Origin of the sequence: Parasedimentitalea huanghaiensis, from assembly GCF_009753675.1 — a bacterium.
Classification (GTDB): Bacteria; Pseudomonadota; Alphaproteobacteria; order Rhodobacterales; family Rhodobacteraceae; genus Parasedimentitalea; species Parasedimentitalea huanghaiensis.
In genome coordinates, this window is sequence record NZ_WQLV01000018.1 from 1 (window position 1) to 13,780 (window position 13,780).

Sequence of the window (13,780 nt, forward strand, 5' to 3'; positions counted from 1 at the left end):
GCCTATGAGGGAGAACTAGCGGGCGCCACCTATGCGTGTCATTGTTTTTAAAACTGCAATTTTAGAGTATTGAAGTTGAACTAACTGCGCATCTCTGCCTTTGAAGCAGACAGCGGAGAACACTGGTCATCCATTCTTCCTGATTCAAGCATCCCCTTTGCTGCAGCGCGCGCACTTGAAGCGTTGAAAAAAGGAGCTTTTGCACAAGATATGGACCTTTTACAAAAATTCAGATTGCCAAATTTGAAAAGTGCCCGCTTCCGGTAATCTTGGTTGCAGTTAAGAGTAATGCTGACGTATTTGACCGGAACCTGGTAGAGACAACCCATGCAATTTGACGAAGCAACTTCAAAATTCAACGATTTTTTCTTTCGGGCCTAATGGATAGATATTCGGACGTGGCATCCATCAATCGTAATTTGCCCACTACACTAGCGCGAAAACTGCTCTGAAAGTTATCAACAACGAAGAGTTCTAGTTCCGCAATGCTACGTGCTGAACGACTTTTCTGAAAATTAGATATGGTCTGAACCTCATAACGAAAGCGTTTTCTGGCGCCGTTGACGAACGCTTTCGAAACGCAGTAGACGATATTTTTGCTGGCACTATTTCAAGTGTGAACAAGCTCCTGAGAGGGTAGATGACAGTCTAAGTGGCGGGCATACGGCGACACCGAATTGATCGTTCGAAATGACCCAACAATTGCAGTACCCGGTCTATCGGTCGTTTTTCCGGTTCCAGTTATGTATTTGTCCTAAGAGACTTATGAAGCGCGCCTAGTCCAAGTTACCGAAGCAATTCTGAGTAACTGGGCATAGCTTCAATCACTTGGTCAGAAGACGCTTGTCGCCTATATTCAGCACATGTTTTTCCATACAGCCATTGGAACAAAGCACCCGGATTTTGCAGAAGAGCAGGAATGGCGGCTGTATTATCGCCCAACCGAACGTGAGAGCCCAGTTATGCTGTCACGAATTGAGGTATTGGCTGGAGTTCCTCAAACGATTTTCACCCTACCACTCAAAACCAACCTGAAAACGGCCTTCACAACGCCGATGTCGAGAGCCTTTTGGATCGTATCATCATTGGATCCACAGAATATCCTCATGTAAGTATGCGAGCTTTCGAACAAGCATTGGAAATGCAAGGGCGTTCAGAATGTCCAAAGTAAAGTGTTCGTTTCAGACATCCCTTTGCGAACTAGATAGAGGACGTCTCACAAGGACCCTATGACAGAACAGTCGTTGATGTTGACACTTATTATTGCGGTAACCGGAAGAGCCCGGAGGATGCCGGACTGCGTTGTAAAAACAAGGGTATTTCTGGCAATGGACCGTGATCTGAACAGATTGGGTACGTGTCTTTCAAATCGTCTTCAAACGGGGTTCAAACTGCATTTTGCCAGTATTGGGACACCAAACTCTGCAAATTCCAATCCCCCCCGAAGCGCCATAATAGTAAGGCTGGAGCCCATCGGCGATGCCTCAAGCACTCGTAATTCCTGCGACTTTCGAGCCTTGGAACTAGAAAGCATTTTTAAGGGAAGCTACAACGCTACGCGGCCATTCGCAGCGACCAGCTCCAATGTCAGCAACGCGTATTTAGCACGCTTTGCAAAGTCTGCTCTCGGGACACGTCGACATGTAACGAACGGCTTTGAGCTGCCATTTGTGCAAATGATGACCGTTTCCAGCCCAAGGGCGCCAAGCAACATTGACCAAGAAGAAAGGAATTGGGTACTTACTTTGAACACTCCAACTAGGAGATGAACTGAAACTGGCCTTAAATAGCCAAATCGAAAATGATTTGACCTGATTGCAGCTTCGAGGGAGGCAGCTCACTCTCCTCTCGGCTCTGGTGAATTTCATCTGATCGAGTGTGAGTGGCACACCTACAGTAGCTGCTGTTCACATAGTGGAGACTTGGCCTCTAGAACCAATATCGCCAAGCGAAAATGATAGTCTGGAATTTTGAATAATGGCTTGGATTACCCTTCAGCAAAGATTAGCATCAAATATAGATTTGATGAACTAAGAACCGAACATCATTCAGATTGGAGCGATCATCCAGTTTTCAAGTCATGATGACCTTAGCCAATTCGCGCAACTGGCTACACCGCTATGGGTGTTTGATGTGGATAGGCACAAAATATGGTGGGCAAACCCAGCAGGCATTGACTTTTGGGAAGCGCATAACCTTCTAGAGTTGCTGGATCGAGACTTCTCCACTGACAGCGATACAGTACGAATTAGGTTGCAGCAAATCGTGAACAGTTCCAGTGGATCGGAACGGATACAAGACACTTGGACGTTGTACCCAAACGGCGATCCGAAAACCGTCAGTTTGTCTTTTCTGCCGGTTCACATTGAAGCCAACGTGAACGCTGTATTGATCGAAGTTAAACAGTATTTTGACAACAACACTGACCAAGAATCTCTTCGCATTCTCGAAGCGGCACGCGCCTCCGCTCTGATGGTCAGCACGTTTTCCGCGGACGGTCGTTTACTGGCTCAAAACCCGGCAGCTTTGAATTGCTATGGCACAGCTACATCCGGGTTGCTTGGAAATGACATGGTTGGGCGCCTAAAGGATCCCGATGTTGCCAAGCAACTCTTGTCGACTGCTACTGGCGGACAGAGTTTCGATACAGAGCAGGAGATGCGTACGCAAAATGGCTTTAGGGTTCACAGAATTCTTGCACGCCGTGGACGTGACCCGGTCACTGGTATCTTTGTTGCCGTCTTAAGTGAGGAGGACATTACCAAGCAGGCGATTATTCAACGTCAGATGCAAGAACTGAACGAAAGGCTTGAAGCGGAAGTTATCGAACGAACAAGGAAGTTGGCAGAGAGTGAAGAACGATATGCCTTGGCTACGCAAAACGCAGCAATTTGGGATTGGGACATTGAACAAGATCATCTCTTTGTTTCACCAAGTTTTATTGAGGCCCTGAAGTATGATCCAAGTGATTTTCGTGTCGCTCTTGCTTCCTCAGGTATAGCCGATCTTGTACACCCAGAGGATGTAGTTTCCTATCGGGCGGAACTTGATAGGCATCTAAATGAGCCGGATGTTCCGTTCCATCATGAACATAGATTTCTAATGGGAACTGGTGAATTCCGCTGGTTTCACGCCCTGGGTAAATGTGTAGTTGACCATGCTGGAGTCCCAAAGAGATCTGTTGGACTTTTAACAGATATTTCCGACCGAAAACGGCTTGAGGCGTCATTGTTTTCCGCTCAGCGGCTAGAAGCCATAGGGCAGCTTACAGGAGGCATTGCGCATGACTTCAATAATCTTCTGACAGTCGTGCAGGGCAACGCAGAATTGCTAGAGATTGTTGACGATCCTGACCATGAATTGGCCGGTCAAATCATTAAAGCAGCCCAAAGAGGTGCAGAACTTACGCGTCATTTACTTGCTTTTTCCAGAAAGCAGACATTGCTTCCTAGGTCAGTAGATCTATTCGACCTGGTCTCTACGATCAGTAAAACCTTGCTACGTGTACTTGGCGAGGAAGTTTCCGTGACCACTCAATTGGAAGACAATTTATGGGCCATTCATGCAGACCCCACCCAAGTTGAAAGTGCTATTTTGAACGTGGCACTTAATGCGCGGGATGCAATGCCACAGGGCGGAAAACTGGTCATCGAATGCAAGAACAGAGAAATTCCGGGTGGCGGTGGACGTTCGAACATCGAGTCTTCCCTTCAACCAGGGCAATACGTGGAAATAATTATCCGCGACACTGGCCTAGGTATGTCTGAAAATACTTTAGCGAGAGCGTTTGAGCCATTCTTCACAACTAAAGAAGTCGGCCAAGGCAGTGGCCTTGGATTGTCAATGGTATTCGGGTTTTCACGACAGTCTGGCGGTGACGCAACGATTCAAACAGCACCTGGTGAAGGGACAACAATTTCCATCACCCTTCCACGCTCTAATAGCGTACAAGAGACAAAAGCAGTTTCCCGACCCAGTGATGTCATTCAAGGTAAAGGTGAACACATACATGTTCTGGAAGATAATCCAGATGTGCAAAAAGTGATTTTTGAAACTTTGGAAGCTATGAACTATCGCGTTTCACTATCAAGCAATGCAGAAGCCGCAATGCAGGCAGTAACCCAAAAGCCCCATCCTGACCTTATTCTGACTGACGTGATCCTGCCAGGGGGGCAAAGTGGATTGGATTTTGCGAGACAGGTAAGTATCTTACACTCAGGAATCAAGATTGTTCTTATGTCTGGGTATCCTGAAGGCCCGTTGACTGAAATTGCATTGGTGAAAGAAGGCTACGCATTCCTCCAAAAACCGATGGAACGAGTATTGTTGTCACAGACTATTCGTTCAGTCCTAATTGGCTAAGAGCACTCGCATTTGAGAACAGTTTTCAAGATAGTATAGATTTAAGAAACCAATCCATCGTACCGACGCCTGCTCTCCTTCGTAGTTCAAGAGCTCCATAGCGCTATACTTTTAGTTGTGATGTCCAGCAGCCAATAACGGAGCCCCTCACACCCGTTCGGGGCACCTAGTTAGTCAACCTTTTTGATTTTTTTTTGGGGGGGGAGGACGGATAAAATCAGGCTCTGAAACCAGTCGTTTTTCAGGTTGCAAAAGCTCACAGATTTGAACTTGGAACGGTTTTTCTGCGGTGCAGAATCAAGTCAATCTTGGTGCAACAATTGAAATTTGTCAGGTGCGTGGGCCGCGCAGAGCCGACATTCGCGTCAAGCGCTGCTAATGTCGGCTATGCGCCCTTTGTGCTCAATCTAACGGGTCATGCTGTACCCAGCACGGATGTCGTAGAAGGGCTGGGAGCGGCCATTAGACGCGATCACCACCAACGGCAGCTCTGCGCAGTTAGCGACCTTTGCAAAGTCAGTGTGGTACGCCAGGGCAACAGGTGCGACCGCCCCAAAGCCGACCTAGAGACCAATCGCGGCGAATGGCCCCTCCTCCTGCGATGCTCGTGTAAGCCCATGATGGGTTCTGGCCAAGGCTGCAAAGGTACTCGCAGTTACCGTTCCGGTTAACTTCTGGAAGTACATGCATTAATTTCTGCAATATTCATTGCACGAATCATTTTTATGCCACATAAATTGCAAAGGAGCTGCTGGAGGGCATAATGAAAGACGTAGATACCTCTCCGTTGAGTGAGGTCGTTAAGGCCTTTGACGGGAAGTTGACTGGATCAGATCGATCAATCTTGTCGGTTATTCTGAATGATCCAGAGCAATCCGTATTCCTTTCAGCCACACAGCTGGCAGAAGAGGCGCAGGTGCATGCGTCCACTGTAGTCCGGCTTGCACACAAGTTAGGTTTTCAAGGTTACCCCGAATTGCGCGACCGGCTGCGAACCGAGGTCAAGCCGGGTGTGGCATTGAGCCAACGCAGCCAGCAACGAATGGTGTCCATTGAGCAAGGTTCAAACCTATCTGCCTTGATCGAAAGCGAAATTGAAGCACTGCACGCATTGCAAAAATCGATCTCGCAAACGCAAATCAACGCCGCCGCTGAACGCCTTGCCAACGCCAACACGATCCATATTGTCGGCCGCGGTGGGGCTGCGCCTTTGACAGTACACCTTGATCGTCGCCTACGCCGCAACGGGTATACTACCAACGTTGCCTTAAATATGCAGCGACGTGATTTGGCAGAAAAATTCATGGGGCTGCGCAAGGGCGACGCCGTTATCTTTTTTGCCTTCCAGGCGCCGGAATCGCTACCTGCTGGATATGCAGGGCTGATCGCACACACCGCACGAATTGGTGCGCATTCCATTCTCATTTGCGATTCAACCGGGCTGACAGCACGACCGCGCCCTGACATCACATTGATGGTCAATCGGCCGGACGAGGGTGTTATGCAGCTTCGCACTGGCCCGATGGTTCTGTGTGAAGCTCTTGCAATGACATTGGCTCACAAGAACCCAGAACGCGCAGTAGATGGGCTTGAAGCCCTCGAAATTCTGCGCACCAACTTACTGAATGATAAGGACTGAGAATGAGCGACATTTCCGTTCCAGCCCACGGATTGCGATCCCGCCTGCACAGGAGTGCAACGGATCCCGTCAATATCCTGATGCTGCTGCTGCTGGCGGTATTGGCCTACCTTGTGTTGTGGCCATTTATCCAACTTACAATTGAAACACTGACTTGGAGCCAAGGAGATCGCCGCCTATCGCGCGATGCAGTGCCAGGCGAGTTTACCTGGTTTCACTGGCTGCAGGCCACCACCGGGCCACTTTCGACCAAGGTTCTGTATGGGCCGCTGATCAACACGATGATTACCGGCATCGTGTCAACTATTCTCGCTCTCCTTGCTGGCGGTGTGTTGGCTTGGTGCGTCGTGCGATCAGACATGCCGGGCAAACGTTGGCTGCAACCAATCCTGACATTGCCTTATATCCTGCCGAGCTTCGCCATTGCTCTAGCTTGGGAAACTGTATTCCGCAGCCCAAAGGTGGGAGGACAGCCTGGATTGTTCGAAGCGCTTTTGGGGACTGCACCACCTGAGTGGTTATCTTATGGCGCGGTGCCGATTTCTATTACACTCGCGATCCACTATTTCCCGTTTGCCTACCTCTTGGTGGCCGGCGCGTTGGCCACAATTGACTCTCAAATGGAAGAAGGCGCGCTGATTTCTGGGGCAGGTCGGTTGATGATCCTGCGTCGGATCACTTTCCCAGTGGTAGCGCCCGCCTTTGCAGCTGCCTTTATCCTGACCTTTGGCAAGACCATTGGCCAATTTGCGCTTCCGTTCCTGTTGGGTGCGCCAACCCAATATCATACCGTCGCCACGATGGTGTATGCCAACTTGGCGTTAGGGCTGGATTCCATGGCGTTTGTGTTGGCCATCGTGCTGATTGCCATGTCATTGGTGGCAATCTGGTTTTCCAATCGCTTTGTCGGCAAAAAGTCGCGCCGATTTGAAACCATCAGTGGCAAAGGATTTCGTAGCCGCACAATCGCACTGGGAGCTTGGAGATGGCCGGTTTTCACCGCAGTAGCAATGTTCAGCTTCACCGTCGGTATTCTGCCTTTGATCCTGCTTGGCGTGCAGTCAGTGATGCTGATCGACGGGTTCTATGGGCTTGAAAACCTGACCAGCCATTTCTGGTTCGGCACCTCAAATCCCGAAATTGCGTTTGGTGAACCTGGCGTATTGCACAACGACATCATTTTGGGGGCCACATGGAACACGCTGAAACTGGCTTTCATCTCTGCTGTGATTGCCTCGGTAGTTGGCTTGGTGATTGCCTATATTTCAGTACGCCGCGCTGACAATCCGCTGGCCCGGGCTCTGGACCAGATTTCGTTCATTCCGTTCCTGTTCCCGACAATCGCCTTTGGCGCCATGTATCTGACTCTGTTTGCCGAGCCGGTTGGCCCGATCCCAGCGCTCTATGGCACATTTACCCTGCTGGTACTGATCTCGGTTGTGTCTCGTCTGCCCTATTCGGTGAAGACCGGCGTAACTGCGGTCACCCAGATCGGCAAAGAGCTGGAAGAGGCAGCCGAACTGGCAGGTGCGGGTTGGGGTATGCGGTTTCGCCGCATCATCATGCCGCTGGCCAGTTCGGGGGTCTTGTCAGGCATGATGGTCAGCTTTGTCGGAGTGATGCGGGAATTGTCGCTGATCATCCTACTGATCACACCATCAACACGGGTGCTGATGACCGTTGGCTTTGGCTATGCCGAAGAAGGTCTGTCCCAACTTTCAAACGCGCTGGTCTTGATCGTGGCCGTGCTGACAATCATCGGCGAGCTGATCTTGATGTGGATCGGCAAGGGCAAGATGGCGCGCCTGCGCGACAAGCAATCCTAAGGAGGAGCAGAAGACTATGGCTAAGATAACCGTTCGCAATCTGACCAAACGTTATGGGTCAGCAACTGCTCTGAACAATGTGTCACTTGAAATCGAATCTGGAGAGTTTTTGGTACTTCTTGGGCCTTCGGGTTGCGGAAAAACCACCCTCTTGCGCTGTCTTGCCGGTTTGGAAACCCCGGACGAAGGCGAGATCATTATAGGGGATCACGTAGTGTTTTCCTCCAAAAACAACACTATGGTGCCACCCGGAAAACGCAACCTTGGCATGGTGTTTCAAAGCTATGCGCTATGGCCACACATGAGCGTGCGGGACAATGTGAAGTTTGGCCTTGATGTGCTTAAGACCCCAAAAGGTGTGGCCGACGAACGGCTTGACCAGGTACTGGACGATGTTGGGCTGGCACACTTGGATGGGCGCTACCCTTCGGAATTGTCCGGAGGGCAACAGCAACGCGTGGCCCTTGCCCGATTACTGGCTACACAACCGCCTGTGTTTTTGATGGATGAACCCTTATCCAACCTTGACGCACGGCTGCGCATGGACATGCGAGTTGAACTGAAGCGGTTCCAATCTGACACCGGAGCAACCACAGTTTATGTCACCCATGATCAAACCGAAGCCATGACCATGTCGACCCGCGTGGTGGTGATGAAGGATGGTGAAATCCAGCAAATTTCGCCCCCCGATCAGCTGTATCGCCAGCCGGAGAACACATTTGTTGCTGACTTTATCGGCATGCCTCGGATCAACTTGGTCGAGCTGAACGCCGAAGATGGACGCGCTACCAGCTTCTCAAACGGTGACATCCGGGTGGAAACTGGATGGGCACCCGGGGTGCAAAAGGTGATCATTGGTGCCCGCCCCGAAGACATCACGCTGTCTACTGACAGCGGTGCGCCGGGGGAAGACTACCAGATTTCAGCGGTCCTCCCCAATGGGCCGGAAACCATCATCCAATTGACCAAAGGTCAAACGGTAATGATCGCCCGGGTTGGACACGACACTGAATTTGCCACTGGGCAGACGGTCAAGCTTTCGTTCAAGCGGCAGTCTCTCAACATTTACAACGCGAAAACTGGTGCTCTTGTCACACCGCCAGACATGGGGGTGGCCAAGGCAGGTTGAAACGGAATTCTGTAAAATTAAAGGGAGGAAAGTGAAATGAAGACCAAGAGAAATCTACGGTTGTTGGCCACGACGGCAGCCCTCGGCCTGATGTTGGGCAACGTCGCCGCCGCTGATGATGCCTGGCAAAAATCTGCGGGTGTCGGCGCCTACGCAAATGAAACACAAGACTGGGCTGCCATCGAAGCTGCAGCCCGTGAAGAGGGCCAGGTTGTCATTTACTCCGTGTCCTCACGGATCGCCAAGCTGGTTGATGGTTTCAAAGAAAAATATGGTATCGATATTATCGGCCATGACATGCCGTCCGACCTTCAAATCGAAAAGCTCCGCCGTGAAAACAATGCTGGGGTTCACGCGGTGGACGTCTTATTCAACGCCGAAGCAGCACTTTTGCTTAACGAAGCCCTACCAGATGAGCTGGTGTGGAACTTCATTCCCGACGGAATGACCGATGATCTGGACACCGGTGAAACAGAGCCGTTCTTGATCCAACGCCACAGCAGCAGGGTGGTCTATTATAACACGGCTCTCAACCCCGATGGCGCCCCAATTGACTCTCTTTGGGACTTGACCCGTGACGAATGGAAGGGCCGCACCTTGTTGCCCAGCCCTCTGGAAGACAGCCTATCCGCCAACTTCATTCAAACCGTGCTTCACAATGCAGAAGAAATGGCGGCGGCCTATGAACGAGAATTTGGTGAACCTATCACCTATTCAGAAGGCGTTCTGGAAGCGGTTGAAGACAACGCCACAATCACTGAGCCGGATGCCGGGATGGAGTGGCTATTCCGCTTCTTGGGCAACGAGCCTGTGTTTCAGGGGTCAACAACAAAAATCTTTAAAAACGTAGGTGACGTGCAGCAGGATAACCCACCGTTGGGCATTACAACTTTCTCAAAGATGCGCAAAAATAAAGAGGGGATTTATGCTGCCGCGCCGATTTACGACCTTGATCCAGTGTTTGGTGTCAGCTACCCAACCGCGTTGGTTATGGCCAACGAGGCCCCTCATCCCAACGCGGCCAAACTGCTCATTAGATACATGATGGAAGAAGACGGGTTCAAACCTTGGAACGAACCCGGAGACTATGCCGCGCGCAGCAGTATCGAAGCAACTCAGGTCGAAGACTTTAACCTGCCCAAATTCGACGATCTCAATTTGTGGCCAATCAACCCTGAAGAAATTTACTTCACCAAATACGGCTTCCTCGCGCTGTACCTGGCGCTTGGTTAAACCTGTTACGCTCCGGCTAAGAGAAGCTTTGCCGGAGCGTTTCCAATTCTTCTTCTAAATCTCTGGGTGACCGGAAAGGACTTTTTGTGAGTATCTCCACAATTCTATTTGACGCAGGCGATATCCTGTATAGTAAGCCACGCCGAAAGGCGGCTGTCGCAAAGTTTCTAACGGATCGAGGCTATAGTGAGCCCATGGCCAAGGATCCGGTTGAGCGACAAATGCGGTTAAAGGCCCATGCTGGTGCGATCGGTGTTCGTGATTTCATGACTTGGCTGATGGGGCACTATGGCGTCACCGATCCGCAGGATGTTCAGGACGGCATCGAGCTGCTCCTTTCGCAGCAACGCGATGTGACGTTCTTCCCGGAGGTTGCCGAAACCCTACACACTTTGAAGCAGCGTGGCATAAAACTGGGGATCGTGACAAATACCTTCAACCCACCTGCAGAAAAGAACGAATGGTTCAAAACCATTGGAATTGATGGGATCTGGGATTCCTATGCAGATTCCTGCGAGTTGGGTGTGATCAAACCGGAACCCGGTATTTATTTGGCGGCTCTTAAACCAATCGGCGTAAAACCAGAAAACGCCATTTTTGTCGGTCATGCTCAGGTGGAAATCGACGGGGCGAAAAGGCTTGGACTAACAACAGTGCGCTTCAACGCCGATTCAGATTGCGTCTCCTCTGACTACGCGATCGACAAGTTCAGTGAGCTTCTCGATATCCCGAGCAAGATAGATGGAACTAAAAAAATGTCTTTGGCATAATAGTCGCTCCTAGATCATTCAGACAAAGCACCAACGAGAAATTGTTTAAGTTTCCACGACTGACAGCTTCCCAAACACTGCCGTTTCCAAAGTAGGATGCCGACGGATGAAATCTGCCTATTCAACCAACGGTCTGGGAAAACTGATTTCCTAGTGCCGTTGGTCTCCGCTTATGTGCATCTCTTACTGATCTAGGGTCTGCTAGACGCTTGTTCTGCGATAGTCGCCTAACGCGCTTGAGGGATCTTGATACAAGTCGCGGGGACTGGCTGATTTTGGCAGTTTGTGCCCCTATTGGACAATCGTTTCTTCAAGCCCATTTGCAACACCTCTTAACCGATTTCCCCCTGGTAACTGGGGCTGCTGTCATGGCTAAGTGGCCCACCGCGCTGCGGCAATGTCTTCCTTTCCGCACAGCGGTCGTTCGAGCAAATCACGGCGAACGGCCGTTCTCCGCCCTTAGTGTCGAATGCTGCACTTAACACCAAGGGCGGGAACGCATTGCCGCTCCTCCAACCGACTTTGCTAAGGCTATTCCAGCTGAAATTTCTTTATTTTATTATACAGTGTTCGGGGCGCCATCCCCAGATGTCGGGCAGTTTCTCCCTTGCGGTAATTGTGCTGCCTCAACGCGTCAGCTATCCAGTCTCGCTCACTAATGGGCTCGGCGGCCCCCCCAGAATAAATCTGTTTTGGGGGCTCGGACACTTGAGCTGATTTTAGGAAACTTACATCTTGCGCTGTAACTCGTCCGGTTGCATTCAGGGTCACGACTCTTCGGATCACATTCAACAGCTCTCGGACGTTTCCTGGCCACTCATGTTCAATGAGGATCCTGAGCGCCGCATTGGTGAACAATACATCCGTGCCTTGGGTGAAGGTGCGGGCAAAGTAACTGGCCAACTCGGCTATGTCGTCCCGTCTATCACGCAGTGGTGGTACAACAATCTCAATTGTATTGATGCGATGGTACAGATCACGGCGAAATATCTTGGCCTGGACCAGCGTTTCCAGATCCTGATTGCTAGTGGTAATCAAGCGGGCATTCACCGTCCGCCCGTCCAGTGCTCCAATTCGCTGGACATAGCCTGTTTCGGCAAACCGTAACATCAATCCTTGCAAGTCAGAGTTCAGCGCAGAGACCTCCTCGAGGATGAGACTATTGCCATGTGCGGACTCCAACGCGCCACGGGCCAACGGGACATCGCGACGGTTCAACCCGGCGACCTGCCCTAGCAACTGAATAGACCCGATGTCGGTCGACAAGCCCGTACAATCTACAACCACCGGATCCCGTTTTGATGTACTGTTTTGAACGTGAATGTCCGCGGCCAGTATGCTTTTGCCTGTGCCCGTTTCGCCAGTGATCAAGATGGGCAAATCGCTTGGGGCCACATCGGCAACGACTTTGCGCAGGTCTTGCATGATGTGGGAACCGCCAACAAAAACTGCAGACCGGGTCGAATTGCTTTTGGCCCCCCGCCCCATTTTGGAAATTATCGTGTAGGAGCGAGCAACTTCCTTGATTGCGTGTTCTATCGGTAAGCGGTCGATAGTGGAGCCTGCGATGTAACCGTTAACTCTGCTGAGTCTTGTAACCGTCAGCGCGTCTTCGGGGGATGTTATTGGGCCGCCCTCAATCAAGGTTTCGACGGTATCAGGGATACCTTCGAGAACCCGGTTTGCCAAATCTGCTGCGGCTTCCAGTGTCAGGTTTGTTGATACTCCAGTGCCACCGCCAGTGAAGCCAACAACCACACAAATACGTTCGGCGCCGGCATCATGCATCATCCGCGCCTCACGGTTCGTGCAAACATAGGCCAGCGTTTTCAAATCCTGTGCAGCCGCGGCACGGATTAGGTCACATTCCTTGCCAAACCCGATCCCTTCGGCTTCCATCAACTGGCGCAGTTGCCCCTCGAGCATTGCGGAAGAGGGAAAATTGCACACGCCAGCGAAACCTATGTCCTTTGCCTTTTCCACGATTTCAGCCGGATCGATAGCCGGATCCCGGACGTTCAAACCCGCCAGAACTGGGGAAGAACAGCGATGCAAAATCTCTTCCTCGGCGATCTCAAAGACCCATTCATTTGCCGGACGCAATGGCAAATAGGCTGCCAAAGATGAGGCCCCTCGCATTCGCAGTCTGCCCGCATTGAGGACTAGCAAGAAATCTGCACCGGCCCGATCCACTGCAAGTGCGGTTAGACCCGACCCGACAGCTGCACCAAAGATAAAGGGTTTTTTTTGCTCGCTCATGTCTGAGCCAGATAGGCTACCGAACCATCTGCCCCCACATCCACCGCTCGAATGTTGTTGTTCAGCGCAGCATGCTCATAGAATAAAATCTCCACACCCTCGGCCTGGCGATGCAGCTTTTCGATTAAACCGCGCAGGGAGGCGATCAACAGATCTGGTGGCCCGTCGTCAGTCTGCGTAATCAGCCCAGGATGTAGCACCAGGTGTCGTAGACCTGCATTCAACGCTGCGCGTCCCTGTTCTAAAGATCGGAAGAACGCCAAGGTTTGAAAGCCATATCGCTTCGCACCAGCAAGCCAGGCGTACTCCAAATCTGATGTGGCGGGCATTGATGCCATCAGTTGTTTGACCTGACCCTGAAACAGTATCGCAGAGGGCCAATTGGCTACGCCTGAATACCCGTGGTCGTCAAGTCGGCGCAAAAAGCTGTCAGCGGTGCCAAATGGATCACACGTCAGCACGCCAGCATAGGTACCATCTGCGGTGCGATCCGTCGCAAAGAGGGCCCGGTTATTGTCTATACGAGGCATCACCATTGCCAAATCGGCCTGCCCCCCCGTCA

At 51.2% G+C, this 13,780-nt stretch carries 9 protein-coding genes; 7 read left to right on the forward strand and 2 right to left on the reverse strand.

All coding sequences use genetic code 11. The features are described from left to right. Positions 1-863: 863 nt before the first annotated feature. The 7 genes from GO984_RS20580 to GO984_RS20610 all read left to right on the forward strand — a co-directional run bounded on the left by GO984_RS20580 (position 864) and on the right by GO984_RS20610 (position 10,959). Entirely contained in the window at positions 864-1,112 is a 249-nt protein-coding gene (locus GO984_RS20580) for a DUF2971 domain-containing protein (RefSeq protein ID WP_157024445.1), read from the forward strand. A 1,012-nt stretch (positions 1,113-2,124) separates the two neighbouring features. Further along, positions 2,125-4,362 carry an ATP-binding protein gene (locus tag GO984_RS20585; protein ID WP_342448119.1) on the forward strand — a complete coding sequence of 746 codons (2,238 nt, stop codon included), beginning with the start codon at positions 2,125-2,127 and terminating at the stop codon, positions 4,360-4,362. 763 nt (positions 4,363-5,125) lie between these two features. Then, positions 5,126-6,001 (forward strand): MurR/RpiR family transcriptional regulator, encoded by an 876-nt coding sequence (locus tag GO984_RS20590; protein ID WP_157024447.1) that lies wholly within the window; start codon positions 5,126-5,128, stop codon positions 5,999-6,001. Positions 6,002-6,003: 2 nt separating this feature from the next. Beyond that, positions 6,004-7,827 carry an ABC transporter permease gene (locus GO984_RS20595; protein WP_157024448.1) on the forward strand — a complete coding sequence of 608 codons (1,824 nt, stop codon included), beginning with the start codon at positions 6,004-6,006 and terminating at the stop codon, positions 7,825-7,827. A 16-nt stretch (positions 7,828-7,843) separates the two neighbouring features. After that, positions 7,844-8,956 (forward strand): ABC transporter ATP-binding protein, encoded by a 1,113-nt coding sequence (locus tag GO984_RS20600; RefSeq protein WP_157024449.1) that lies wholly within the window; start codon positions 7,844-7,846, stop codon positions 8,954-8,956. Positions 8,957-8,992: 36 nt separating this feature from the next. Further along, entirely contained in the window at positions 8,993-10,189 is a 1,197-nt protein-coding gene (locus tag GO984_RS20605) for an ABC transporter substrate-binding protein (protein ID WP_157024450.1), read from the forward strand. A gap of 86 nt (positions 10,190-10,275) precedes the next feature. Then, positions 10,276-10,959 (forward strand): HAD-IA family hydrolase, encoded by a 684-nt coding sequence (locus GO984_RS20610; RefSeq protein WP_167740447.1) that lies wholly within the window; start codon positions 10,276-10,278, stop codon positions 10,957-10,959. Positions 10,960-11,490: 531 nt separating this feature from the next. Here the strand turns inward: GO984_RS20610 and GO984_RS20615 are convergent. Together GO984_RS20615 and GO984_RS20620 are read right to left on the reverse strand one after the other, a co-directional pair. Next, positions 11,491-13,218, reverse strand: a complete 1,728-nt coding sequence (locus GO984_RS20615) for a phosphoenolpyruvate hydrolase family protein (protein ID WP_157024452.1) — start codon at positions 13,216-13,218, stop codon at positions 11,491-11,493. Next, a complete protein-coding gene (locus tag GO984_RS20620) occupies positions 13,215-13,748 on the reverse strand; it encodes a phosphoenolpyruvate hydrolase family protein (protein WP_167740448.1) in 534 nt (177 codons plus the stop codon). The genes GO984_RS20615 and GO984_RS20620 overlap by 4 nt, the downstream gene beginning before the upstream one ends. Positions 13,749-13,780 lie beyond the last annotated feature (32 nt).